Source organism: Streptomyces pristinaespiralis (assembly GCF_001278075.1).
Classification (GTDB): Bacteria; Actinomycetota; Actinomycetes; order Streptomycetales; family Streptomycetaceae; genus Streptomyces; species Streptomyces pristinaespiralis.
On the sequence record NZ_CP011340.1, the window covers coordinates 4,659,091 to 4,683,053 of the forward strand.

The window sequence follows — 23,963 nt, forward strand, 5'->3', positions numbered from 1 at the left end:
TGGTTCTACTTTCCGGTCTTCGGGGCCTTCCAGCGGGCGATGCCGCGGGCCACCAGGTTGAGGATCATGACGAAGGCGATCAGAACCAGGGCGGCGCCCCAGGCGCGCGCGATCGAGGCGTCGGTGCCGACGGCGTACTGCTCGTACACGTACAGCGGCAGGGAGGACTGGGCGCCTTCGAAGGGGTTCGGGTTGATCAGCTTCGTGCCGAAAACGAGGAGCAGCACCGGAGCGGTCTCACCGGTGACGCGCGCGACGGCGAGCATCACGCCGGTGGTGATGCCACCGATCGCGGTGGGCAGGACCACCTTCAGGATGGTCCGCCACTTCGGTACGCCCAGCGCGAGCGAGGCTTCGCGCAGCTCGTTCGGGACCAGCTTCAGCATTTCCTCGGTGGAGCGGACGACCACCGGCATCATCAGGATGGCGAGGGCGAGGCCGCCCGCGAAACCGGAGGGGCCGAAGCCGAGCATCAGGTTCCAGGTGGCGAGGATGAACAGGCCCGCGACGATCGAGGGGATGCCGGTCATGACGTCGACGAAGAAGGTGACGGCCTTGGCCAGCTTCCCGCGCCCGTACTCGACGAGGTAGATCGCGGTGAGCAGACCGATCGGGGCGGCGATGACCGCGGCGATGAGGACCTGCTCGATGGTGCCGAGCAGTGCGTGGTAGATGCCGCCGCCGGGCTCGGCGTCGAGGACTCCGTTCATGGAGTGGCCGAGGAAGTAGCCGTCGACCACCTCCAGGCCCTTGGTGATCGTGACCCAGGCCAGCGAGAACAGCGGCACGACGGCGAGCACGAAGCAGACCCAGACGAGGCTGGTGGCGACGCGGTCCTTGGCCTGGCGGGAGTTCTCGACCTTCGTGGTGATCACGTACGTGGCGAGGACGAAGACGAGGGCGGCGATCATGCCCCACTGGACGCGGCTGTGCCAGCCGGCGGCCAGGCCGATGCCGCATCCTGCGGCGATCGAGGCGACCGCGATGGCGGCCGGGGCCCAGCGCGGCATCCGGGCGTGGGAGAGGGGGCCGGTGCGGACGGTGGTCACCGGGCGCTTCTCCTGAAGGGTCTGGCTCATGCGTTGGCCCCCGAGTACTCCTTGCGGCGGGCGATGATCGCGCGGGCCGCGCCGTTGACCAGCAGGGTGATCACGAACAGCACGAGACCGGAGGCGATCAGGGCGTCCCGCCCGAATTCGTCCGCCTCGTTGAACTTCGCGGCGATGTTCTGGGCGAAGGTGCCGCCACCCGCGTCGAGCAGGTGCCCGGAGATGATGAAGCTCGGCGACAGGACGACGGCGACGGCCATGGTCTCGCCGAGGGCTCGGCCGAGGCCCAGCATGGAGGCGCTGATGATGCCGGAGCGGCCGAAGGGCAGCACCGACATCCGGATGACTTCCCAGCGGGTGGCGCCGAGGGCCAGGGCGGCCTCTTCGTGCATCTTCGGCACCTGGAGGAAGACCTCGCGGGTGACGTTGGTGATGATCGGCAGGATCATGATCGCGAGCAGGATGCCCACGGTGAACAGGTTGCGGGCGGGGCCTTCGCCGGTCTTCTCGAAGATGTACGTCCAGCCCAGGTACTGGGCGAGCCAGCTGTTCAGGCCGTCGAGGTAGGGGACCAGGAAGATGGCGCCCCAGAGGCCGTAGATGATGCTGGGCACGGCGGCGAGCAGGTCGACGACGTACGCGAGGGGCGTGGCCAACTTCCGCGGCGCGTAGTGCGAGATGAACAGCGCGATGCCGATGGCGACCGGCACGGCGATGACCATCGCGATGACCGAGCTGACGACGGTGCCGAAGGCGAGTACGGCGATGCCGAAGACCGGCGGGTCACCGGCCGGGTTCCACTCGGACGTGGTCAGGAAGTTGGCGTCGTCCTTCGAGATGGCGATGCCCGCGCGGTACGCGAGGAAGCCCGCGATCGCGGCCATGATGACCAGCAGGAAGATGCCTGCTCCCCGGGACATGCCCAGGAATATGCGGTCACCGGGGCGGGGCTTGCCGCGGGTGGTGCCCGTCTGCTGCGGGGCACGGGGCGGTGGGACTGATGTGGTGGTTGCTGTATCCATCGGGGTCTCCGGTCTGCGGAGCCGGCAGGCTCCAGGCGGCGGTGCACCGGATGCCGGGGCCGGTCCGTTTCAGGCGGACCGGCCCCGGCCGGACATCAGGACAGGGTGGGGACGATCTCGCGGACCTTGGTCGCGATCTCGGCGGGGAGCGGCGCGTAGCCGGCGTCCGTGAGGACCTTCTGGCCCTCCTCGCTCGCGGTGTAGTTGAGGAACGCCTTCAGGGTCGGCAGGGTCTCGGCCTTGTTGCCCTTGTCGCAGGCGATCTCGTACGTGACGAGGATGATCGGGTAGGCGCCCTCGGCCTTGGTCTTGTAGTCGAGGGAGAGGGCCAGGTCCTTGCCGGTGCCCGTGACCTTGGCGGCGGCGATGGCCTTGGAGGCGTTCTCGCTCGTCGCCTCGACCGGGGCGGCGGCACCGGTGTCCAGCTTGACGGTGGAGATCGACTGCGAGCTCGCGTACGACAGCTCGAAGTAGCCGATCGAGCCCTGCGTCTGCTTCACCTGGGCGGCGACGCCGGAGGAGCCGTTGGCGGCCTGGCCACCGGGGGCCAGCCACGACTTCGACTTGGGGTCGTGCTTCCAGTCGGCCGGGGCGGCGTCGCTGAGGTACTTGTGCAGGTTCTGCGTGGTGCCCGACTCGTCGGAGCGGTGGAAGGCCTGGATGGAGGAACTCGGCAGCTTCGCGTCGGGGTTGAGCTTGGCGATGGCCGGGTCGTTCCACTTGGTGATCTTCGAGTCGAAGATCTTCGCGATGGTCGCGGAGTCGAGGACGAGGTTGTCCACGCCCTCCAGGTTGTAACCGATCGCGACGGGGCCGCCGACCATCGGGAGGTTGATCCCCTGGCCGCCCTTGCAGATCTTCTTCGACTCCTCGACCTCTTCCGGCTTGAGCGCGGAGTCGGAGCCGGCGAAGGCGACCTGGCCCTGGGTGAACTTGGTGATACCGCCACCGGAGCCGATGGGCTGGTAGTTGACCTCGACGCCGGAACAGGCGGCCTGGAAGTTCTTCACCCACAGGTCCATGGCGTTCTTCTGCGCGCTCGAGCCGGCCGCGAGGATCTGGCCCTTGGCCTCGTCGCACTTGATGTTCGACGCGGCGTTGGTCTTGTCGCCGCCGTCAGGGCCGGTGGCCGTGTTGTTGTCCGAGCCACACGCCGTGAGGACCAGGGCGCCGGAGATCGCGAGGGCGCCGAGCGCGGTGGCGCGAAGCCCGTTCTTGCGCTGAAGCTTCACTTTCTGGTGTTCCTTCCAGTTGCCGCCGTCCGTGGCGGCGTGCGTCGGGGTGGGGGGACCGGCACTGTGCCGGTCACCGTCTGAGGCCGAAATTAGGCAGATGAGATGAAGCGGCCGACTGGCGAGAGTGAACGCAAGGTGAACCGTGCCCGGCGACCCGGTGCCCGTTCGAATGTTCACTCGTCTGTGGGGCTGGAGAGGCGTACGGGACCCTTCCGGGGGTCACGCCGTGTGCAGCGCCTGGAGCAGTGCGTCGACGAGTGCGCGGTCGCGGGGCTGGGTGAGTCTGGTCCGCGCCGCGGCGGGCGGCAGCCACACGATGCGGTCGACCTCGTCGCCGGCGGCGAAGGAACCGCTGGTCGCCTCCGCGGCCCAGTAGGAGACCTGCTTGGGCCGTTCGTTCGCGACGTAACGGACGGTGGGGAGGCGGGTGCCGGGGACGCAGCGGTGGCCGGTCTCCTCCAGCACCTCGCGCAGGGCCGCGGCGAGGGTGTCCTCGCCCCGCTTGAGCTTGCCCTTCGGGTGCGACCAGTCGTCGTACTTCGGCCGGTGGACGAGGCAGATCTCGATGCCGCCGTCCCGGTGCGGGGAGCGGCGCCAGAGCACGCATCCCGCGGCGAGCACGGTGGCCCCGCCGTTCATGGCGCCGGGACCGCCGTGGTGGCGTGCCGCCATTCCTGCTGGAAGGCGAACCTGGCCGCCTCGACCTCGTGCCGCTGGTCGGCGTGGAGCACACCGAGGGCGTACGCGGTGGCCGGGGCGATGCGTGGGGTGCGGGCCGCGGCGGCCGCCGCGGCCGCCGCCTCCGCGGCGTCGCGGTGCCGGTCGAGCAGGATGCCCGCGTGGCACAAGGCGGGGTCGGCGCCGGGGTTCAGCACCTCCTGCGCGTAGCGGTGCAGCCGCAGCAGCCTGCGGACCTCGTGCCAGGGGGCGTCCTGCGCCTCACCGGCGGATGCCGCGCCGAGGCCGCTGAACAGCGCCTCGGCGTTGTACGGGTGGGCCGCCCTGCGCAGCGGCAGTTCGGCGACCGCCGCCAGCAGCCGCCGTTCCGCGGCCTCCGCGGGCAGCGCCAGGGTCTCGGTGGCCGGTCCGGCGGCCGCGGGGCCGAGCGGGAGCTCGGAGGCCAGTAAAGCAACGGCGTCGGCGACCGCGTGGAAGCGTGAGGAGCCGAGCGCCTGGAGCGCGGCGGAGTGGGCGCGGGTGCGCGCGAGGGTGAGCTGCCGCTCCAGCAGTGCCGCGGCCCGGGCTGCCCCAACGGCGAGCGCGCCGCTGCCGGAGGCGGAGCCGGCCGTGCGTCCGGCGCGGTCCGCCGTCGCCGTGGTCACCGTGGCCCGGACGCCGCCGGCCGTGCCGTCGCCCGCCGCCGGTGTGCCGTGGTCCGTGCCGTGGCCGTCCGCGAGCACGGCGGGTGCCGTGCCGCCCGCGCCCTGCCCGCCGGCGGAGGCAGCCGGTACGCCGTCGCCCGCGGTGTGTCCGTCGCCGTCCACGGTGCCCGTCCGGACGCCCGCCGCCGGGTCGGGGCCGGCCGGTCCGTGGGGACGGGCCCCGGCCGCGCGGGAACCGTTGTGCGCCGCGGCGCCGTCGAGCGGCAGGCTCTCGCCGCGGGCGGGCGGCAGCGGTGCCGTGCCCGAAAGGCGGGACAGGGCGTCCAGCAGGCGGGACAGGCGTGACGTGCACGCGTGCTCCTGGGCCAGCGTCGTGGACAGCCACGCCAGCTCCGTACGCAGGCCGTCCGCCCAGGCCGGGTCGAGCAGCGGGCGGAAGGTATGGAGCGTCCCGCTGATGCGGCGGGACGCGGCCCGCAGCGAGCGGGCCGCTTCCGCGACCGCCGCCGTCTCCGCGCCGCTCTCGCCGTGCCGGCGCAGACTGCGCAGGAAGTCGGCGGCCTGGGCGTGGAGGTAGTGGGCCACCGCCTCGCCCGCCGTGCCCACGAGGACGGTGTCCGGCCGGGAAATCTCAGGGCTGTGCACGCCGGCGCCTCCGGGCGTCTATGAGCATCTCCTGTACGTGCCGCAGCGGCTGTCCCTCCGAGTCCGTCGCATGCCGGGTCCAGGCGCCGTCCGGGCCGAGGTGCCAGGAGGCGGTGGTGTCGGACATGCCGGTCTCGAAGAGCCTGGTGAGGACCGCGCGGTGGGCCGGGTCGGTGACCCGTACCAGTGCCTCGATCCGGCGATCGAGGTTCCTGTGCATCATGTCGGCGCTGCCGAACCACACTTCGGGTTCGCCGCCGTTGCCGAAGGCGAAGACCCGTGAGTGCTCCAGGAAGCGGCCGAGGACGGAGCGGACCCGGATGTTCTCCGAGAGGCCGGCCACGCCGGGGCGTATCGCGCAGATGCCGCGCACCCAGATGTCCACCGGCACGCCCGCCATCGCCGCCCGGTAGCAGGCGTCGATGATCGCCTCGTCCACCATCGAGTTGACCTTGATGCGGACGTAGGCGGGGCGTCCCGCGCGGTGGTGGACGATCTCCTTGTTGATCCGGGAGATCAGGCCGTCGCGCAGCGACTTCGGCGCGACCAGCAGCCTGCGGTACGTCTCGCGGCGCGAGTAGCCGGACAGCCGGTTGAACAGGTCGGAGAGGTCCGCGCCGACCTGCGGGTCGGCGGTCAGCAGCCCCAGGTCCTCGTAGAGCCGGGCGGTCTTCGGGTGGTAGTTGCCGGTGCCGACGTGCGAGTAGCGCCGCAGCGTCTCGCCCTCCTGGCGGACCACGAGCGACAGCTTGCAGTGGGTCTTCAGCCCGACGAGCCCGTAGACGACGTGGCAGCCGGACTCCTCGAGCTTGCGCGCCCACTTGATGTTGGCCTGCTCGTCGAAGCGGGCCTTGATCTCGACCAGGACGAGGACCTGCTTGCCGGACTCGGCGGCGTCGATCAGCGCGTCCACTATCGGGGAGTCGCCGGACGTGCGGTACAGCGTCTGCTTGATCGCGAGGACGTCGGGGTCGCCCGCGGCCTGCTCCAGGAAGGCCTGGACGGACGTCGAGAAGGAGTCGTACGGGTGGTGCAGCAGCACGTCCCGTTCGCGCAGCGCCATGAAGATGTCGGGCGCGGACGCCGACTCGACCTCCGCGAGGTCCCGGTGGGTGCCCGCGACGAACTTGGGGAACTTCAGTTCCGGACGGTCCAGCGCCGAGATGCCGAAGAGCCCGGTGAGGTCGAGCGGCCCGGGCAGCGGGTAGACCTCGGCGTCGGACACCTTCAGCTCGCGCACCAGCAGGTCGAGCACGTACGGGTCGATCGACTCCTCGACCTCCAGGCGCACCGGCGGGCCGAAGCGGCGCCGCATGAGCTCCTTCTCCAGCGCCTGGAGGAGGTTCTCCGCGTCGTCCTCCTCGACCTCCAGGTCCTCGTTCCGGGTCACCCGGAACATGTGGTGGGCGAGGACCTCCATCCCCGGGAACAGCTCCTCGAGGTGGGCCGCGATGACGTCCTCGAGGGGCACGTACCGCTGGGGCGAGGCCTCGAGGAAGCGGGACAGCAGCGGCGGGACCTTGACCCTGGCGAAGTGGCGGTGCCCGCTGACGGGGTTGCGCACCACGACGGCGAGGTTGAGGGAGAGCCCCGAGATGTACGGGAAGGGGTGCGCGGGGTCCACGGCCAGCGGGGTCAGGACCGGGAAGATCTGCTGCCGGAAGAGCGTGAAGAGGCGGGCCTGCTCCTTCTCCGTCAGTTCGGGCCAGCGGATCAGGTGGATGCCCTCGTCGGCCAGGGCGGGGGCGACGTCCTGCTGGTAGCAGGCGGCGTGCCGGGCCATGAGTTCACGTGAGCGGGTCCAGATCAGGTCGAGGACCTCGCGCGGCTGGAGGCCGGAGGCCGAACGCGTGGCGACGCCGGTCGCGATCCGGCGCTTCAGGCCGGCGACGCGGACCATGAAGAACTCGTCGAGGTTCGACGCGAAGATCGCGAGGAAGTTGGCGCGTTCGAGCAGCGGTGTGGCGGGGTCCTCCGCGAGCTCGAGGACCCGCTCGTTGAACGCGAGCCAGCTGCGCTCGCGGTCCAGGAACCGCCCCTGGGGCAGCTCCGTGCCGAGCGTCGACTCCGGGTCCTCCTGGTACGAGTCGAGGTCCGCGTCGAGGTCGGGCTCGAGATCGGAGACCGTGGCGGCGACGGTGTGCGGCCGGTGCGCGGCTATGGAAGCGACGGACGGCTGGGGGTGCTGGACCGGGACCTCGGCGGGCTGCTGGCTCATGGGCCCATTGTTCCGCGCGAGAGGCGTCGACGGCGCGTCGGAGAGGGCCGGGGCGAGACGTTTTCTCCCGTGGGGGGAGGCGGGCACAGCGGGCTGCATTGGGTGAGGGTCGCAAGGGCGTCTGAATGCCCGGTAACAAGGACATGACGTGAGGGAAAGCGCAGTACGGCCCCCGGGGGTCGCCCCCCGGGGGCCGTGCGCCGCTCATCGGCGGGCCGGGTGCGCCGCCGGCGCGGCAGGGACCGGGCCGCGGTCAGGCGTGACGCCGGCGGAAGATCCGCAAGGCCGCGTACACGGCCGCTGCGGCCAGCGCGAGGACGATACCGGTCTCGACGAGCTGGAGGGGCCACAGGTGCGAGAAGGGGTGGTGCTCCTGGAGGACGCCGGTGACGTCGTGACGGGCCAGGCAGGCCTCGTAACCGGGCTCGAAGCACAGACTCTCCGGCAGGCGCTCGCCGGTGGAGGTCAGCAGACCCCGGTCGAGGACGAAGTCGTCGTACCGGACACCGGGGTCCGTGTTCTGCCGTTCGACGGTGACGGACGGCCACAGGCGGCCCCACAGCGCGGCCATGACCACCATGACGGTCCCGGTCGCGAGGCCCGCGACGGACATCGCGACCAGGGTGCGGCGCACCAGCAGGCCGGCGAGCGCGCCGACGGCGACCGCGAGGAGGCCGTAGGCGAGCAGGGTCGGCCCGGAGGCGAGGAACACCTGCCGTTCGTACCAGCTCAGCCGGTAGTCCCAGGTCACCGGGCCCCACAGGACCCGGAAGAGGACGGTCAGGCCCATGGTGGTGACGGCGACGGCCGCCGCGGGCACCGCGATCTTCGCGGTGAACCAGCGGACGGGTGGCAGCGACTGCGACCAGGCCAGCTTGTAGGTCCCGCTCTCCAGCTCCCGGCCGATCACCGGTCCCGCCACGACGGCCGCGACGAGCAGCGGCAGCAGCAGGGCGCCGTTCGCGAGGAAGTCGGCGAGGGCCGAGAGCCCGCCCTGGTAGGCGAAGCGTGTGAAGAGGCCGCCGTCGTCGTCGTACGAGCTCGTCCCGTACGCGATCCGCAGTCCGGCCGTGACGACCGCCGCGACGGTCAGCAGGGCGGCCGTGACGGTCAGGAGGCGGCGGTGCTGGTGGACGACGAGCCAGGTGATGCCCCGCAGCCGTGGGCGGGGGGTGGTGAGCGCGCTCATGCGACCGCCACCTCCGCGCTCGGGGTGAGCAGCGCCGGGGCGTCGGGGCTGCGCAGATGCGCCATGAGCAGTTCCTCCAGGGACGGTGTCGCGGCCTGCCAGCCGCCGCCGACCGCGCGGGACCCCCGTACCAGCGCGGTCAGCTGACGGCCCGTCGTGCGGGATTCGACGACGGTGTGGTCGGGCAGGTCGGCGACCGGCCCGGTGAGCAGGGTGTGGGCGGCGATCAGGTCCTCCGTCTCGCCGGCGAGACGCACCCGGCCGCCGTCGAGGAGGAGCACGTAGTCGCAGGTGGTCTCCAGCTCGGACAGGATGTGAGAGGAGATGACGATGGTGGTGCCGTGGTCGGCGGCCTGCGTCATCAGCGCGGCCGTCAGCCGGTGCCGTGCCAGCGGGTCGAGGTCGGCCATCGGCTCGTCCAGCAGCATCAGTTCGGGGCGTTTGCCGAGCGCGAGGGCGAGGGCGACGCGGGTGCGCTGGCCGCCGGAGAGGCTGCGGATCCTGGCGCCGGGTTCGAGTCCGCCGCCTTCCTGGACGATCCGTTCCGCGAGGGTCGCGTCCCACCGGCCGGGGTTGAGCTCATGGCCCATCCGCAGCGTCTCGGCGACCGTCAGCTGCGGATACAGCGGCTTCTCCTGGGCGACGTACGCGACGCGTTCGCGTACGTCGGAGGGTGTGCCGCCGAGGACGCGCAGCGCCCCGTCGGCCGGCCGGAGCAGACCCGCCGCGAGGGCGAGCAGCGTGGACTTGCCGGCGCCGTTGGGGCCGGCGAGGGCGCAGACGCGCCCGGCCGGTATCCGGAAAGAGCAGTCGTGCAGGGCCCGGCGGCCCCGCCTCCCGTAGGCCAGGCCGAGGCCCGTCGCCTCGATCGCGGTCGCCGTCATGCGCCGTCCCCCTTGTGGTCGTCCTGTGTGCGCTCCTCCAGTACGGAGGTGAACAGCGCGGTGATGTCGTCCTGCTCCAGGCCGGCGTCGCGCGCCCGGCCGACCCAGTCGGCGAGTTCGGCCCGCAGCGGGGTGTCGGCGGCCTGGCCGCCGAGGGTGCGGGTGACGAACGTGCCGAGTCCCCGGCGGGCCTCGACCAGCCCTTCGCGTTCCAGCTCGCGGTACGCCTTGAGCACGGTGTTCGGGTTGATCGCGGTGGCCTCGACGACCTCGCGGGCCGTCGGGAGGCGGTCGCCGGGCTCCAGCAGACCGAGCCGTAGGGCCTGCCGGGTCTGCTGGACGATCTGGAGGTAGGTGGCGACCCCGCTGCGCCGGTCGATACGGAACTCGACCATGTCGCCGCATCACCCTTTCACTAGTTGAGTAGTGAAAGGGTGATGCAAGAAAGGGGCGGTGTCAACGGACACCGCCCCTTTGCCTCTCGACCGCCCGCCGGAGACCTGCCCCGGGCCCGGCCCCGAGTGCCGTCAGGACTCCGTGCGGTACATCAGGTCGACCTCGTGCGTGGCGAAGCCGAGCTGCTCGTACACGCGCAGCGCCGCGGTGTTGTCGGCGTCGACGTAGAGCATCGCCGTCGGCATGCCCTGCGAGGCGAGGTGGCGCAGGCCGGTGGCGGTGAGGGCCTTGCCGAGGCCGCCGCCCTGGGCGTCGGGCCGGATGCCGACCACGTACACCTCGCCGAGCTGCTCCTCCGCGTGGATCTTCGTCCAGTGGAAGCCGATGATGTCGCCGTCCCGCTCGGCCAGGAAGAAGCCCTTCGGGTCGAACCACGGCTCGGCCTTGCGGTCGTCGAGGTCCCGCTGGGTCAGCGAGCCCTGCTCGGGGTGGTGGGCGAAGGCGGCGGCGTTCACGGCGAGCCAGGCGGCGTCGTCCTCGCCGGGCCGGAAGGTCCGCACGGTGACGCCGGCCGGGTAGACCGGTTCGGGGATGTCCCGCAGGTCCAAGGGGCGCCGGAGCTGGCGCAGTTCGCGGAAGAGCGCGAGGCCGAGCACCTGGGCCAGGTGCCGGGCCGCGGACTTCCCGCCGTGCGCCCACATCCGCAGCCGCCTGCCGGAGGCGTCCAGGAGTGTGGTGCCCAGGGCCCGTCCGTGCCCGCGGCCCCGGTGGCCGGGGTGGACGACGAGTTCGGCCGCCGGGGCCTCGACGGGGTCGGTGTCCTCCAGCTGGGCGTAGCCGATGAGCTGGTCGCCGACGGTGAGCAGGAAGTGGCGCACGCCTTCCCGCCGCCCGCCGCGCAGCTGCAGCCGGCCCTGCTCGGAGACGGCCTGCATCCCGTCGTTCCGCGCAGCCTCTGCGAGTACGCCCAGCACGGCCTCCGCCTGCTCGGAGGTGAGCTCGTCGAGGGACTGGATCTGCCGGCCGGGCTCCGGAATCACTGCGTCGATCGTCATGCTTCGAGGGTACGGCGGAGGGGGCCCCGATCAGCGGCTCGAGGGGCGAGGGGGCCGAAGTGGCCGCCACTTGTGCGGAGATATGTCCGTCATGCGGGTGATGGTGCGGTAATCACCCGTTGACGAAAGACGGCAACCAGGTCGTAACCCACATCCCCCTGTCGCGCTACGCGCGTTGACTCTAGGCTGCCGCTCGCACCCTCACACCACGCTGGACTGACAAGGGGACAGATGTCAGCGACACCTCCCAACCATCGCGCGGCCAAGCGGAACCGCCGCGTGCTCGCGGCCGCCGCCGGTCTCGCGACCGTCGGCGCGCTCATCGCCGCCATGCCGGCCGGCGCCGCCTCCGGCGAGCGCACGGCTCACCGGCCGCACCACGGCCGCACCGTCGATGTGCAGCTGCTCTCCTTCAACGACCTGCACGGCAACCTGGAGCCCCCGGCCGGCTCCGCCGGCAATGTCTCCGAGATCCAGCACGACGGCACGGTCAAGTCCGTCCCGGCCGGCGGCGTCGAGCACCTGGCGACGTCGCTGCGCACCGCGCGCCAGGGCAACCCGTACTCCGTCACCGCCGCTGCCGGTGACCTGGTGGGCGCGAGCCCGCTGCTGTCCGGCCTCTTCCACGACGAGCCGACGATCGAGGCGCTGAACAAGCTCGACCTCGACGTGACGGGCGTGGGCAACCACGAGTTCGACGAGGGCGCGGTCGAGCTGGCCCGCCTCCAGAGCGGCGGCTGCCACCCGACGGACGGCTGCTACGAGGAGGGCAAGGAGTTCGAGGGCGCGGACTTCCCCTACCTGGCGGCCAACGTCACCAAGGAGTCCACGGGCAGGCCGATCCTCAAGCCGTACACCGTCTGGGAGAAGGACGGCGTCAAGATCGGCTTCATCGGGGTGACGCTGGAAGGCACGCCGGACATCGTCAGCGCGGGCGGCATCAAGGGCCTGGCGTTCCACGACGAGGTCGAGACGATCGACAAGTACGCCCGTGAGCTCGACCGCAAGGGCGTGAAGTCGATCGTCGCGCTCATCCACGAGGGCGGCTCGCCGGCGTCGACGTCGTACAACTACGACTGCGACTCGCCCGGTGCGGGTGACGGCATCTCCGGCCCGATCGCGGACATCGCCAAGAACATCACGCCCCGGGTCGACGCACTGGTCACCGGCCACACGCACCAGGCGTACGTGTGCACGATCCCGGACCCGTCCGGCAAGCCGCGCATGGTCACCTCGGCGTCCTCGTACGGCAAGCTCTACACGGACACCACGCTGACCTACGACCGCCGCACCAATGACATCGTGCGGACGGCCGTGAAGTCGGCGAACCACGTCGTCAGCCGTGACCAGGCCAAGGCCCAGGACATGACCGACCTGATCACGCGCTGGAACAAGCTGGCCGCGCCGATCGCGAGCCGTCCGCAGGGATTCATCTCCGCGGACATCAACGGCCGTGGCGCCACCACCCCGGAGAAGCCGCTCGGCGACCTGATCGCGGACGCGCAGCTCGCGGGTCTCGCCCCGGCCGACAAGGGCGGCGCCCAGCTGGCGCTGATGAACCCGGGCGGTATCCGCGCCGACCTGGTCCACAAGGCGTCGGGCAGTGAGGGCGACGGTGTGGTGACGTACGGCGAGGCCTTCACGGTCCAGCCGTTCACCAACATGATGAACGTCGTCGACCTGACGGGCGCGCAGCTGATCACCACGCTCCAGCAGCAGGTCAGCGGCCCGAACGAGGCTTCCCCGAAGATCCTGCAGGTCTCGGAGGGCTTCACGTACACCCTGGACCTGACGAAGACCGGCGCCGACCGGATCGTCGTGGACTCGGTGAAGCTGAACGGCGAGGCGATCGTTCCCTCGAAGACCTACCGCGTCGCGATGAACGAGTTCCTCGCGGGCGGCGGTGACGGCTTCTCCGTCCTGAAGGAGCACACCAACAAGCTGGTGGGCGCCTCCGACCTGGACGTCTTCAACGCCTACCTGGCGGCGAACTCCTCGGCCGACGCGCCGATCGCGCCGCCGAAGGCCGACCGGATCACGGTCGTGCAGTAGGACTGTCCACCGGTGGGGCGGCAGGCGCGACGCCTGCCGCCCCACCGGCGTTACCGGGCGGTACAGGAGTCTGGTGCGTCTGACGTGGACGCGTCATACTCCGCTGCCATGGACCGACGGAGATTCCTCACAGGCGCTGCCGCACTGTCCGCAGCCGCCCTCATCGGCGCCCCCCACGCCACCGCCGCGCCCCGCCGCACCCTGTCCGCGCAGGACTGGATGGCCGGCCGGGCCGACTCGACACCCCTGCAGACCCTCACCATTCCGGGCACCCACGACTCCGGTGCCCGCTTCGGCGGGCTGTGGAGCGAATGCCAGAACACCACCATCGCCCAGCAGCTCGACAGCGGTATCCGCTTCCTCGACATACGGTGCCGGGTCACCGGCGGCTCGTTCGCCATCCACCACGGCCCGTCCTACCAGAACATGATGTTCGGCGACGTCCTCATCGCCTGCCGCGACTTCCTCGCGGCGCACCCTTCCGAGACCGTGCTGATGCGGGTCAAGCAGGAGTATTCCGAGGACAGCGACGCGACCTTCCGCGCCGTCTTCGACGACTACCTCGACCGCCGCGGCTGGCGCCCGCTCTTCCGGATCGGCGACGGCATCCCGGCGCTGGGCGAGGCACGCGGACGCGTCGTCCTCCTCGGCGACAACGGCGGTCTGCCCGGGGTGCGTTACGCGGACGGCACCTGGTTCGACATCCAGGACGACTGGAACGCGCTGCCCGACCCCAAGTACACGAAGATCGAGGCGCACTTCCGCAAGGCGGTGCAGCAGCCGGGCAAACTGTTCGTCAACTACGTGAGCACGTCCGCGTATCTGCCGCCCCGCTGGAACTCCGACAACCTCAACCCGCGCGTCCACCGCTTCCTCGACGGCGCGGAGGCGAGCGGCTGGCGCGGCCTGGGCATCGTCCCGCTCGACTTCCCGAACACCCGTGCAGGGCTGGTCGATTCGCTCATCCGCCACAACGGCTGAGCGTCAGCTGCCCCTGCCGCGGGCGGGCGGGTGTGCGGGGGCGGCGACGGCGAACGGGTGGGTGCCCGTACGGCCGCCGGGGCGGCGTGTGCGCGACCGGTGCGGCCCGGGAGGACGCCTTGCCGGTGTGTCATCGGCAGGGGGCCAGGGCCAGCTCCGGACCGTCGAACGCCGCCCGTGCCCGCCGGTCGTGGGTGACGAGCACCAGCGTCCCGGCGTACCGCGCCAGCGCCGCCTCGATCTCCTCCACCAGCACGGGGGAGAAGTGGTTGGTGGGCTCGTCCAGCAGCAGCAGATCCACGGGCCGGGCGAGCAGCCGGGCCAGTTCGAGCCTGCGCCGCTGGCCCACCGAGAGCGCGCGGACCGGTCTGCCCAGGTCCACGGGCCGGAACAGACCCGTCGCGAGCAGGGCTTCTGCCCGCTCCTCGCCGTACGCCTCCAAGGTGGTGCGGCCGTCCGGCACGGGACCGGTGGTCTGGCGCAGCAGGCCCACCCGTTCTGGGCGCTCGACCGTGCCCGCCGCGGGGATCAGTTCCCCGGCGAGGACCTGGAGGAGCGTGGACTTTCCCGCGCCGTTCGGACCGGTGACCAGCAGCCGTCCGCCCGGTTCGATGTGCAGGGCGTCCAGACGGAGCCTCCCCGGCACCCGCACATCCGCCAGGTCGACACCGCGTGCCGGGGCGCCCTCGATCCGGGCCGTGAACCGCAGCGGCCGCAAAGACGGCGGCACCGGGTTCTCCGTCAGGCGCTGCAGGCGCTCCCGGGCGTCCCGGACGCGGCTCGCCGCGCCGTGCGTCCGTGAGCGCGCGCGGAACGCGCCGGCGCCGCTGAAGCCGCGGGGCATCTTGCGCGGGATGGCGGCCAGGGCCCCGATGCCGGTGTCGGCCAGCTTCGTCCGCCGGGCCACCTCGTCGCGCCACTCCTCGTACTCCCGTGCCCAGCGCGCGCGGGCGGCGGCCTTGGCGGTGAGGTAGCCCGCGTAACCGTCGCCGTAGCGGTGCACGGTCCTCCGGTCGGCGTCCACCTCGAGCACCGTGGCGGTCACCCGGTCGAGGAACGTGCGGTCGTGGGTGACGACGACTGCCGTGCCGCGGTGGGCGCGCAGCCGCTCCTCGAGCCAGACGACCGCCGTGTCGTCGAGGTCGTTGGTCGGTTCGTCGAGCAGCAGTAGTTCGGGCGAGGACGCGAGGGTCGCGGCGAGCGCGAGCCGCGAGAGCTGACCGCCGGAGAGCGTGCCGAGCGGCCGGTCGAGGGCGAGTGGCGTGCGTTCGCCGAGCCGGTGAAGGGCGATCGCGACCCGGCGGTCGGCGTCGTGCCCGCCCCGTGCCTCGAACTCGGCGACCAGCCGTGCGTACCGCTCGTGGCCGGCCTCACCGATGGTCGCCAGTGCGCGTTCAGCGGCGCGGATCTGCCGCTGGAGGGACCGCAGGTCGGCGAGGGCCAGGTCGATCGCGTCGGCGACGAGGCAGGTGCCCGGCAGGTCGAGCATCTGGGCGAGGTGGCCGGTGCCGCCGGGGGCGGTGACGGTCACCGTGCCGTTGTCGGGCTGCTCCGCTCCGGCGAGCAGCCGCAGCAGTGTGGACTTCCCGGAGCCGTTCTCGCCCACCACGCCGGCCTTCTCGCCGGGGCGCAGGGTGAAGGAGACGCGGTCGAGGACGACATGGTCGTCGTAGCGCTTGGTGACGTCGGTGACGACGAACTGGGAGGCGGTGGTGGTGGCGGTGGCTGGGAACAAGGGCGCTTCCTTCATGGACGGCGAGAGAGGTGAGACGAGACGGCTCGTCTTGTTGTGGAGAGAGTAGTGCGCGCCTCCCTCCCTGGCAAGACGTTCCGTCTCGCGAGGTGGTTGTCGCGCGATGTTCAGGGGGTCGGCGGAGGCGGACCCGCCGCACCCGGCAGGCGGATCACCGCGCGGGTGCCGCCGCCGGCGGCCGGCTCCAGGGCGATGCCGCCGCCCGCCTGCCGGACCGTGCGCGCCACGATCGACAGCCCCAGCCCCGAACCGGGCAGCGCCCGCGCCGACGGGGAGCGCCAGAACCGTTCGAAGACGTGCGGCAACTCCTCCGGCGGGATGCCGGGGCCGTGGTCGCGGACCGTCAGCTCACCGCCGCTGAGGCCCACCTCGACCTCGGCCCCCGGCGGCGAGAACTTCACTGCGTTGTCCAGGACGTTGACCAGGGCCCGTTCCAGCGCGGCCTGGTCCGCCCGCACGAACCAGGGCTCCAGCCGGGCCGTGAACGTCAGCTCCGGGCCGCGCAGCCGCGCCCGGTCGAGGGCCGCCTGCGTGATCTCGTGGAGGGCCACCACCTGCACCTTGCCGCTCGCGCCCACGTCCGGACGGGACAGCTCCTGGAGGTCGCCGATGAGCGCGGCCAGTTCGGTCATCTGCGCCTTGACCGAGGCGAGCAGCGCCCTGCGGTCGTCGGGCGGGAGGGCGCGGCCGGTCTCCTCGCTCCGGGCGAGCAGTTCGACGTTGGTGCGCAGCGACGTCAGCGGGGTGCGCAGCTCATGGCCGGCGTCCGCGATCAGCTGCTGCTGGAGGTCGCGCGAGGACGCCAGCGCAGCGGTCATCGCGTTGAACGACCGGGACAGCCGGGCGATCTCGTCGTCCCCCTCGACGGGGATGCGCACGCTCAGGTCCTCGGTGCGGGCCACGTGCTCGACCGCGCCGGTCAGCTCGTCCACCGGCCGCAGGCCCGCTCTGGCGACCCAGGCGCCGGCCGCGCCGGCGCCGAGCACACCGGCGCCGGCGACCAGGGCCAGCACCAGCGTCAGGTTGCCCAGGGTGTCGTCGACCTCGCTGAGCGGACGGGCGACGATCACCGCGCCCGCGTAGCCCTCGATGGGATAGGTGAAGACGCGGTACTCGGAGCCGTCGGACGCCGTGGCGTTGTGGAAGGAGGACTCGGAACGGCCGCCGGCCACGTCGATGTCGGCGTCCGTGACCTCGACCGACTCGTCGCCGAGGACCACGCAGCTGTTCCCCTCGCGGTCCAGCAGCTGGATGGTCGACCTGAAGAGGTCGGTGTCGGGACCGGCGGGGGCCGCTTTGCGGCACTGACCGGCGGGGTCGACGAAGGCGAGCACCTGGCGCGGCGCCATCCGGTTCGTGCTGAGCGCGTTGTCGAGCGAGTCGACCAGCGCGCTGCGCACCACCAGCCAGCACACGCTGGCCGCCGCCGCGACGGCCACCGCCACCGCCGTCGCCACCAGGAGCGCCAGCCGGGAGCGCAGGGGCAGCGCACGGAACCTGTTCGTCATTCGGGGCCGCCGGTGCGCAGCGCGTAGCCCACGCCGCGCACCGTGTGGACCAGGCGTGGCTCGCCGGCCGCCTCCGTCTTGCGCCGCAGGTACATGACGTACACGTCCAGGGAGTTGGAGCTTGGCTCGAAGTCGAAGCCCCACACGGCCTTGAGGATCTGCTCACGGGTGAGCACCTGGCGCGGATGGGCCAGGAAGAGCTCCAGCAGCGTGAACTCGGTACGGGTCAGCTCGACCCGGCGGGTGCCGCGGGTGACCTCCCGGGTCGCGAGGTCCATCCGCAGGTCGGCGAAGGACAGCACGTCCTCCTCCGCGCCCCCCGGGCCGGCCGAGGCGTACGAGCTGCGCCGCAGCAGCGCCCGGATACGGGCGAACAGCTCGTCCAGCTCGAACGGCTTGACCAGGTAGTCGTCCGCGCCGGCGTCGAGGCCGGTGACCCGGTCGCCGACCGTGTCGCGGGCCGTGAGCATCAGGATGGGCACGGTCGATCCCGCGGCCCGCAGCCGGCGGGCCGCGGTCAGCCCGTCCATCCGCGGCATCTGGATGTCGAGGACGATCAGATCGGGGGCGTACACCTCGGCGCGGGCGAGGGCGTCGATGCCGTCGGCGGCGACCTCGGTGCCGTACCCCTCGAACGCGAGCGAACGCTGGAGCGCCTCACGCACGGCGGGCTCGTCGTCGACGATCAGGATGCGCTCACCTTCAGTCATGGACCAAGCCTCGCACGCGATCAGTTGCCGTCGCCGGAGCGGAGGGCGTCCAGGTCGGCCTTGACGGTGTCGACCGGGATGGCGAAGCCGAGGCCGACGCTGCCCGCGGTGGAACCGGTGGCGGAACTGGGCGAGTACATGGCCGAGTTGATGCCGATGATCTCCCCGTTCATGTTGATCAGGGCGCCGCCCGAGTTGCCGGGGTTGAGGGAGGCGTCGGTCTGGATCGCCTTGTAGGTGGTCGTCGAGTCGCCGGTGTCGCCGTTGAACTGCTGCCCGCCGAACTCGAAGGGCCAGCCCTGCCTCGGGTCCTGCTGCTGAGGCTGCTCCTCGTCCTTGGCCACCGTCACGTCCCTGTCGAGCGCGGAGACGATGCCGCTCGTCACCGTGCCGGTCAGCCCCTCGGGGGAGCCGATGGCGACGACCTCGTCGCCGACCTTCACCTTGCTCGAGTCGCCGAGCGAGGCGGCCTTCAGACCGGACGCGTCCTGGAGCTTGATGAGGGCGAGGTCCTTGCCGGGGTCGGTGCCGAGGACTTCGGCCGTGTACGTCTTGCCGTTGCTGAGCTGCACCTTGATCGTGGACGCGCCGGAGATGACGTGGTTGTTGGTGACGATCTCACCGTCCTCGGTGATGATCACGCCGGAGCCGGTGGACCGACCCGTGTTCGAGTCCGCGCCGATCTCCACGATGCTCGGGGAGACCGCCTGCGCGACGCCGGCGACCGTTCCCCTGCTGCTCTGCGAGACGTTGGTGCCGGTCACCGCGCCGGATCCGCCGCTGCCGCCGTCCCCGGTGAACTGTCCGACGAGCGCGGACGCCCCGCCACCCACACCGGCGGCGACGATGGCGACGGCGGCGAGCAGCGCGACGGGGCGCTTCGCCCGGGCCCGCGGCGCCGGTGCGGGCGCGGGCACGGACCAGGCCGCCTGCGCGGGAGCGGGAGCCGCTGCGTGGGGTCCGGGCAGGTGCCCGGCCGTGGCGTCGCCGGGGTGGTAGGGCGGGACCGGCGGGTAGCCGCCGCCCGCCCCCTGCGTGAGGGGAGCACCGTACGGCTGCTGGTGGTGGGCGTCGTCGCCGCTTCGGCGGTAGTGGTCGCTCATGGCATCGACTGTCGTCGGCCCGGATGAGAGCCGTCTGAGACAGCGCTGAGAAGCCCGACAGAACCGTGTATGCCCGATATAAGGCCGTCGGGCGGGCCGGCGCCGCCAAAGCGTCGCCTAGGGGACGGCGCCGGTGATCCGGCGCCCGGGCCGGGAGAACGCCCTCCAGTCCGGGCCCGTCCGCCGTTACGCCCCCGGTCCGGGCCCGTCCGCCGTTACGCCCCCGGTCCGGGCCCGTCCGCCGTTACGCGCCCGGTCCGGGCCCGTCCGCCGTTACGCCTCGCCGCACCCGCAGGAGCGGCGGATCACCAGGCCCGACGGGAACTGCTTGACCCGCTCGCGCCGCGAGCCCGCCGTCCTCAGGCCGTCGTCGAGGACGAGGTCGACCGCCGCGCGGGCCATCGCCGGACGGTCGGAGGAGATCGTCGTGAGAGGCGGGTCCGTCAGGGCCGCCTCCTTGACGTCGTCGAAGCCGGCCACGGCGAGCTCCGCCGGCACGTCGATCCGCAGTTCACGGGCGGCGCGCAGGACACCGAAGGCCTGGTCGTCGGTCGAGCAGAAGATCGCCGGCGGCCGGTCGGGCCCGGCGAGCAGCTTCAGCGCGACCTGGTAGGCGTCGTAGCGGTTGTACGGGGCCTGGAAGAGCCGTCCCTCCGTCTCGCGGCCGGACTCCTTCATCGCCCGGCGCCAGCCCTCGACGTGGTCGGCGACCGGGTCGCCCACCGACGGGGTCGACTCGACGCCGCCGAGACAGGCGACGTACTCGTGCCCGTGCTCCAGCAGGTGCCGGGTCGCGAGCTGCGCGCCGCCGATGTCGTCCGTGACGACGGCGACGTCGTCTATCGCCTCTGGGCGCTCGTGCAGCAGGACGACCCGCGCGTCCCACGCCTCGATCTCGGCGGCCGCACGCTCGCTCATGCCCTGGCTGACCAGGATCAGGCCGGAGACCCGCATGCCGAGGAAGGCCCGCAGATAGTGGACCTCACGCTCGTCGCGGTAGTCGGAGTTGCCGACCAGCACCATTTTTCCGCGTTCGGCGGCGGCCTGTTCGACCGCGTGCGCCATCTCGGCGAAGAAGGGCTGCCGGGCGTCGGGCACGATCATGCCTATGAGGTCGGTGCGCCGGGACGCCATCGCCTGGGCGACCCGATCGGGCCGGTACCCCAGCTCCTTGATCGCGGCGAGTACCCGCTCGCGCGTGGCCGGGGCGACCGGCCGGGGTCCGTTGTTGATGACATAGCTGACGACCGCGGTCGAAGTCCCCGCCAGTCGTGCCACATCGTCCCGCGTCACCTTGGCCACGCGCGAAGTCTACGCGTGGTGACCTACCTCTGGGCAGGGCGTACGGCCGGTTCCTCCACCTCGGCGCCGTCATCCGTACGGGCTACCGCCTTGGCGGCCTTCGCCTTGGCCTCCTCGGCCGCCCGTTCGACCTTCTCCGGGGCGACGAACCGGTAGCCCACGTTGCGGACGGTCCCGATGAGCGACTCGTGCTCGGGGCCGAGCTTGGCGCGCAGCCGCCGCACATGGACGTCGACCGTGCGCGTACCGCCGAAGTAGTCGTAGCCCCAGACCTCCTGCAGCAGCTGCGCCCGGGTGAAGACCCGGCCGGGGTGCTGCGCGAGGTATTTGAGCAATTCGAATTCCTTGAAGGTCAGGTCGAGGACCCGGCCCTTCAGCTTGGCGCTGTACGTCGCCTCGTCCACCGACAGGTCGCCGTTGCGGATCTCCATCGGGGAGTCGTCGGAGGTGATCTGCTGGCGGCCGGTCGCGAGCCGCAGCCGTGCCTCGACCTCGGCCGGTCCGGCCGTGTCCAGCAACACGTCGTCGATGCCCCAGTCGGCGGTGACGGCCGCGAGGCCGCCCTCGGTCACGACGAGGACGAGCGGACAGCCGGGCCCGGTGGACCGCAGCAGCTGGCACAGCGACCGCACCTGCGGCAGGTCGCGGCGGCCGTCGACGAGGATCACGTCGGCACCGGGGGTGTCGACGAGTGCGGGCCCTTCCGCGGGCGCCACCCGTACGTTGTGCAGAAGCAGTCCGAGGGCGGGGAGCACCTCCGTCGACGGCTGGAGGGCATTGGTCAGGAGCAGCAGGGAGCTCATCGCGTCCCACCTGCCCTGATCGTCGTGCGGTCGGCGTGCTGGGGTCGCTCGTCGGTTCGCTCGTCCATGACGTCGGTTCCTCCTCGGTCCCTGCGAGGACGTGCACTGCTTCGTACGCGGCTCTCTCGCGCCCGAGAGCCTTTGTGAGGCTTTGTTCACCAGCTTGTAACAATGGCCGGGAAACACAAAAGGATCCGGGGGCTGCATTGCCCGGATCCTCTTCGCAGCAGAATAGCCCACATGAGTTCTGTGCGAGAGGGCCGATTTCACACTGTGGACGTGTCAAGGATCTCTCCGCGCCCTGCGGGCGCAACTCTCCTGACATCCGACGGTGTCCGGATCGAAGCCCTCTACGAGCCCTGCACGAGCGGTCCGACCGGCACCGCCGTCGTCGTCGCGCACGGTTTCACCGGCTCGGTCGATCGTCCCGCGGTGCGCCGCGCGGCGCGGGCGTTCTCGCGGTACGCGGGGGTGGTGACCTTCTCCTTCCGCGGTCACGGCCGCTCCGGCGGGCGTTCCACCGTCGGCGACCGCGAGGTGCTGGATCTGGCCGCCGCCGTGGAGTGGGCCCGCTCGCTCGGGCACACCCGGGTGGTGACCGTCGGCTTCTCGATGGGCGGCTCCGTGGTGCTGCGGCACGCGGCGCTCTACGGCGCCCGGATGCACGAGGGGCGCACGGAGGCACGCACGGACGCCGTCGTCTCCGTGAGCGCCCCCGCCCGCTGGTACTACCGAGGTACGGCACCGATGCGGCGGCTGCACTGGGTGGTCACGCGTCCCGCCGGCCGCATCGTGGGGCGGTACGGGTTCCGCACCCGCATCCATCACCAGGACTGGGACCCGGTGCCGCTCTCCCCTGTCGAGTCCGTGCCGCTGATCGCGCCGACCCCGCTGCTGATCGTGCACGGCGACCGCGACCCCTACTTCCCGCTCGACCACCCCCGGATGCTGGCCGCGGCGGCGGACGAGAGCACGACCGAGCTGTGGCTGGAGCCGGGCATGGGGCACGCGGAGAACGCGGCGGACGAGGCGCTGCTGCGCCGCCTGGGGGACTGGCTCACCGGCCGATAGCCCATCATGGTGAGCGGCGCGCACCGAGACGAGAGGAGTGCCGCTATGGCAGCGGGAACCATCCGCTACTGGGCCGCGGCCAAGGCGGCGGCCGGCATCGCGGAGGAGCCCTACGCGGCGGAGACGCTGGCGGAGGCCCTGGAGGCGGTACGGGAGAGGCATCCCGGGGAGCTGACGCGCGTCCTGATGCGCTGCTCGTTCCTCGTCGACGGTGATCCCGTCGGGACCCGCAGTCATGAGACCGTACGGCTTGCCGAGGGCGGCACGGTCGAGGTGCTCCCGCCGTTCGCAGGAGGGTGAACCGCACAGCATGAGCAGCGACCAGCAGTATCCGTACGGGCAGCAGCCGTACCCGCCCTACGAGGACCCGTACCGGCAGCAGCGGGCCGGGTACGACGACTCCTACCCGCAGCAGCAGCAGTCGGCGGGCCACGAGCAGCAGTACGGGCAGCAGCCGTACCGGGACGCGGGCGAGACGCAGACCTGGCAGGGCGAGACCTGGGACACGCAGTACCAGCCGGCCGTGCAGCCCGGGGCGTACCCTCCCGCCGGGGCCGAAGGCTCCTGGGCCCAGCAGCCGCAGCCGCAGCCGCAGCATCAGCAGCAGCCGCAGTCCCACTCGCCCGTGCCCGCTCCGGGTGCCGCCGAGACGGCCTACCTGCCGCCGGTGCCCGCGGCCGCGGGGCTGCCGCTGCCGCCCGAGGCGCCCGTCCCGCACGCTCCCGCCCACGCGTCGGGGGAGTACGCGGCCGCGCCCGCCCCCGTGGCGGAACCGGCTCCCGAGGCCCGGGCCGGGTACAGCTCCCCGACCGTCGGCGGCAACGCCCGGATCACGGACGCCCAGCGCGCCCGCGCCGAGGGGCGTTCGCCGATCATCGCGCCGGGCATGCAGCCCGCCGGGCTGACCGCCGTGCTCGCGCTGCTGCTCGCCGGCGGCGCGGCCGTCGGCCCGTACGCGCTCCTCGTCCCGCTGGTGCTGCTCCAGGCGGTCACCGCGGCCGGCTGGTTCCGCCTGAACGGCATGTGGCCGGCCAGGCAGGGCATCGCGCTCGCGTTCCTCGGCGGCCTCGCGGCCGACGCCGCGCTCCTCGCCTCTGGCGAGGGGAACGCGCCCGCCGCGATCATCGGCACGCTCGGTGTGTGGGTGCTGCTCACGCTCGTCCTCCAACTGCGCAGTCGCGCGGGGTCCGACGAGCGGATGTACGGACTGATGGCGACGGTCGCCTCCGCGGCCTTCGCCGTCCTGGCCGCCGGGCACCTCGCCGCCGCGGACGACGCGGTGGTGGTCGGCGCGATCGCCGTCGCCGTCGCCACGACGGCCCGTGCGCTGCCGCTGGGCGGGGTCGTCTCCGTCGTGCTGTCCCTGGCCGCCGCGGCGGGCGCGGGCATCGCGGCCGGCGAGTTCACCGGCATGGGCTCCGGGGGCGCGCTGCTCGGTCTGGCGGCGGGCGGCTGCGCGCTGATCGGGCTGCGGGTCGCGAGCTACGACTACCCCTCCCGCTTCGTCCACATGACCGCCGGTGTGGCGCTTCCGCTGACCGCGGCGGCCCCCGCCGTCTACCTGATCGGGCGCGCGCTCGCATAGCCGCCCGCCCGGAGGGCAGGTTCGGAACCATCGGCGGCCGCCGGACGTCGATCACTGCGCAGGCGTCGTCCCGACCGGCT

At 72.1% G+C, this 23,963-nt stretch carries 21 protein-coding genes; 5 read left to right on the plus strand and 16 right to left on the minus strand.

The genetic code is table 11. From position 1 onward, the window contains the following. Positions 1-5: 5 nt before the first annotated feature. The 10 genes from pstA to mshD form a co-directional block, all read right to left on the minus strand. Positions 6-1,079, minus strand: coding sequence for a phosphate ABC transporter permease PstA (gene pstA, locus SPRI_RS19780; RefSeq protein WP_005315489.1), 1,074 nt, complete (start codon positions 1,077-1,079; stop codon positions 6-8). Continuing rightward, positions 1,076-2,071: a phosphate ABC transporter permease subunit PstC gene (gene pstC, locus SPRI_RS19785; protein ID WP_005315492.1), complete on the minus strand. Its 996-nt coding sequence runs from the start codon at positions 2,069-2,071 to the stop codon at positions 1,076-1,078. Before pstC ends, pstA begins: the two co-directional genes overlap by 4 nt. Positions 2,072-2,166: 95 nt before the next feature. Beyond that, positions 2,167-3,303, minus strand: coding sequence for a phosphate ABC transporter substrate-binding protein PstS (gene pstS / locus SPRI_RS19790; RefSeq protein WP_005315496.1), 1,137 nt, complete (start codon positions 3,301-3,303; stop codon positions 2,167-2,169). A 222-nt stretch (positions 3,304-3,525) separates the two neighbouring features. Continuing rightward, complete coding sequence (locus tag SPRI_RS19795; protein ID WP_037776599.1) at positions 3,526-3,945, minus strand: NUDIX hydrolase; 420 nt, start codon at positions 3,943-3,945, stop codon at positions 3,526-3,528. Beyond that, complete coding sequence (locus SPRI_RS19800; protein WP_238996233.1) at positions 3,942-5,273, minus strand: CHAD domain-containing protein; 1,332 nt, start codon at positions 5,271-5,273, stop codon at positions 3,942-3,944. The genes SPRI_RS19795 and SPRI_RS19800 overlap by 4 nt, the downstream gene beginning before the upstream one ends. Next, a complete protein-coding gene (locus tag SPRI_RS19805) occupies positions 5,260-7,491 on the minus strand; it encodes an RNA degradosome polyphosphate kinase (protein ID WP_037774296.1) in 2,232 nt (743 codons plus the stop codon). Before SPRI_RS19805 ends, SPRI_RS19800 begins: the two co-directional genes overlap by 14 nt. A 253-nt stretch (positions 7,492-7,744) precedes the next feature. After that, the gene (locus SPRI_RS19810; RefSeq protein WP_005315501.1) at positions 7,745-8,680 is read right to left on the minus strand and encodes an ABC transporter permease; all 936 of its coding nucleotides are present in this window, start codon (positions 8,678-8,680) and stop codon (positions 7,745-7,747) included. Then, a complete protein-coding gene (locus SPRI_RS19815) occupies positions 8,677-9,564 on the minus strand; it encodes an ABC transporter ATP-binding protein (RefSeq protein ID WP_005315502.1) in 888 nt (295 codons plus the stop codon). The genes SPRI_RS19810 and SPRI_RS19815 overlap by 4 nt, the downstream gene beginning before the upstream one ends. Continuing rightward, positions 9,561-9,959, minus strand: coding sequence for a GntR family transcriptional regulator (locus SPRI_RS19820; protein ID WP_005315505.1), 399 nt, complete (start codon positions 9,957-9,959; stop codon positions 9,561-9,563). Before SPRI_RS19820 ends, SPRI_RS19815 begins: the two co-directional genes overlap by 4 nt. Positions 9,960-10,091: 132 nt before the next feature. Next, on the minus strand, positions 10,092-11,015 hold the full coding sequence (gene mshD / locus SPRI_RS19825) for a mycothiol synthase (RefSeq protein ID WP_005315507.1): 924 nt from the start codon (positions 11,013-11,015) through the stop codon (positions 10,092-10,094). Between the two features lie 231 nt (positions 11,016-11,246). Between mshD and SPRI_RS19830 the strand changes: the two genes are divergently transcribed. Together SPRI_RS19830 and SPRI_RS19835 are read left to right on the plus strand one after the other, a co-directional pair. Then, complete coding sequence (locus SPRI_RS19830; RefSeq protein ID WP_005315512.1) at positions 11,247-13,067, plus strand: bifunctional metallophosphatase/5'-nucleotidase; 1,821 nt, start codon at positions 11,247-11,249, stop codon at positions 13,065-13,067. A gap of 108 nt (positions 13,068-13,175) precedes the next feature. Then, positions 13,176-14,048 (plus strand): phosphatidylinositol-specific phospholipase C, encoded by an 873-nt coding sequence (locus SPRI_RS19835; protein WP_037776600.1) that lies wholly within the window; start codon positions 13,176-13,178, stop codon positions 14,046-14,048. Positions 14,049-14,178: 130 nt separating this feature from the next. On the opposite strand, the gene abc-f is transcribed toward SPRI_RS19835, so the two are convergent. The 6 genes from abc-f to SPRI_RS19865 all read right to left on the minus strand — a co-directional run bounded on the left by abc-f (position 14,179) and on the right by SPRI_RS19865 (position 21,227). After that, complete coding sequence (gene abc-f / locus SPRI_RS19840) at positions 14,179-15,798, minus strand: ribosomal protection-like ABC-F family protein (RefSeq protein ID WP_053557140.1); 1,620 nt, start codon at positions 15,796-15,798, stop codon at positions 14,179-14,181. 110 nt (positions 15,799-15,908) lie between these two features. Next, positions 15,909-17,309, minus strand: a complete 1,401-nt coding sequence (locus tag SPRI_RS19845; protein ID WP_053557141.1) for a HAMP domain-containing sensor histidine kinase — start codon at positions 17,307-17,309, stop codon at positions 15,909-15,911. After that, the gene (locus SPRI_RS19850; protein WP_005315517.1) at positions 17,306-18,019 is read right to left on the minus strand and encodes a response regulator transcription factor; all 714 of its coding nucleotides are present in this window, start codon (positions 18,017-18,019) and stop codon (positions 17,306-17,308) included. Before SPRI_RS19850 ends, SPRI_RS19845 begins: the two co-directional genes overlap by 4 nt. A 20-nt stretch (positions 18,020-18,039) precedes the next feature. Further along, the gene (locus SPRI_RS19855) at positions 18,040-19,122 is read right to left on the minus strand and encodes a S1C family serine protease (RefSeq protein WP_053557142.1); all 1,083 of its coding nucleotides are present in this window, start codon (positions 19,120-19,122) and stop codon (positions 18,040-18,042) included. Between the two features lie 273 nt (positions 19,123-19,395). After that, complete coding sequence (locus SPRI_RS19860) at positions 19,396-20,424, minus strand: LacI family DNA-binding transcriptional regulator (protein WP_005315519.1); 1,029 nt, start codon at positions 20,422-20,424, stop codon at positions 19,396-19,398. Between the two features lie 23 nt (positions 20,425-20,447). Then, positions 20,448-21,227 (minus strand): winged helix-turn-helix transcriptional regulator, encoded by a 780-nt coding sequence (locus SPRI_RS19865; RefSeq protein ID WP_005315520.1) that lies wholly within the window; start codon positions 21,225-21,227, stop codon positions 20,448-20,450. Positions 21,228-21,467: 240 nt separating this feature from the next. On the opposite strand from SPRI_RS19865, the gene SPRI_RS19870 reads away from it, so the two are divergent. Genes SPRI_RS19870 through SPRI_RS19880 form a run of 3 tightly spaced genes read left to right on the plus strand, consistent with a single transcriptional unit; the run spans position 21,468 to position 23,883 of the window. After that, positions 21,468-22,298, plus strand: coding sequence for an alpha/beta hydrolase (locus tag SPRI_RS19870; RefSeq protein WP_078535307.1), 831 nt, complete (start codon positions 21,468-21,470; stop codon positions 22,296-22,298). A gap of 45 nt (positions 22,299-22,343) precedes the next feature. Then, on the plus strand, positions 22,344-22,598 hold the full coding sequence (locus SPRI_RS19875) for a MoaD/ThiS family protein (protein ID WP_005315524.1): 255 nt from the start codon (positions 22,344-22,346) through the stop codon (positions 22,596-22,598). Between the two features lie 10 nt (positions 22,599-22,608). Continuing rightward, entirely contained in the window at positions 22,609-23,883 is a 1,275-nt protein-coding gene (locus tag SPRI_RS19880) for a hypothetical protein (protein WP_053557143.1), read from the plus strand. Positions 23,884-23,963 lie beyond the last annotated feature (80 nt).

Coding starts and splice junctions, on each gene's coding strand:
- SPRI_RS19805 (WP_037774296.1), bottom strand. CDS start 7,491: ATGAGCCAGCAGCCCGCCGAGGTCCCGGTCCAGCACCCCCAGCCGTCC.
- pstC (WP_005315492.1), bottom strand. CDS start 2,071: ATGGATACAGCAACCACCACATCAGTCCCACCGCCCCGTGCCCCGCAG.
- SPRI_RS19820 (WP_005315505.1), bottom strand. CDS start 9,959: ATGGTCGAGTTCCGTATCGACCGGCGCAGCGGGGTCGCCACCTACCTC.
- SPRI_RS19880 (WP_053557143.1), top strand. CDS start 22,609: ATGAGCAGCGACCAGCAGTATCCGTACGGGCAGCAGCCGTACCCGCCC.
- SPRI_RS19870 (WP_078535307.1), top strand. CDS start 21,468: ATGAGTTCTGTGCGAGAGGGCCGATTTCACACTGTGGACGTGTCAAGG.
- SPRI_RS19850 (WP_005315517.1), bottom strand. CDS start 18,019: ATGACTGAAGGTGAGCGCATCCTGATCGTCGACGACGAGCCCGCCGTG.
- abc-f (WP_053557140.1), bottom strand. CDS start 15,798: ATGAAGGAAGCGCCCTTGTTCCCAGCCACCGCCACCACCACCGCCTCC.
- SPRI_RS19830 (WP_005315512.1), top strand. CDS start 11,247: ATGTCAGCGACACCTCCCAACCATCGCGCGGCCAAGCGGAACCGCCGC.
- SPRI_RS19875 (WP_005315524.1), top strand. CDS start 22,344: ATGGCAGCGGGAACCATCCGCTACTGGGCCGCGGCCAAGGCGGCGGCC.
- SPRI_RS19855 (WP_053557142.1), bottom strand. CDS start 19,122: ATGAGCGACCACTACCGCCGAAGCGGCGACGACGCCCACCACCAGCAG.
- SPRI_RS19810 (WP_005315501.1), bottom strand. CDS start 8,680: ATGAGCGCGCTCACCACCCCCCGCCCACGGCTGCGGGGCATCACCTGG.
- SPRI_RS19865 (WP_005315520.1), bottom strand. CDS start 21,227: ATGAGCTCCCTGCTGCTCCTGACCAATGCCCTCCAGCCGTCGACGGAG.
- SPRI_RS19845 (WP_053557141.1), bottom strand. CDS start 17,309: ATGACGAACAGGTTCCGTGCGCTGCCCCTGCGCTCCCGGCTGGCGCTC.
- SPRI_RS19815 (WP_005315502.1), bottom strand. CDS start 9,564: ATGACGGCGACCGCGATCGAGGCGACGGGCCTCGGCCTGGCCTACGGG.
- SPRI_RS19835 (WP_037776600.1), top strand. CDS start 13,176: ATGGACCGACGGAGATTCCTCACAGGCGCTGCCGCACTGTCCGCAGCC.
- pstA (WP_005315489.1), bottom strand. CDS start 1,079: ATGAGCCAGACCCTTCAGGAGAAGCGCCCGGTGACCACCGTCCGCACC.
- SPRI_RS19795 (WP_037776599.1), bottom strand. CDS start 3,945: ATGAACGGCGGGGCCACCGTGCTCGCCGCGGGATGCGTGCTCTGGCGC.
- mshD (WP_005315507.1), bottom strand. CDS start 11,015: ATGACGATCGACGCAGTGATTCCGGAGCCCGGCCGGCAGATCCAGTCC.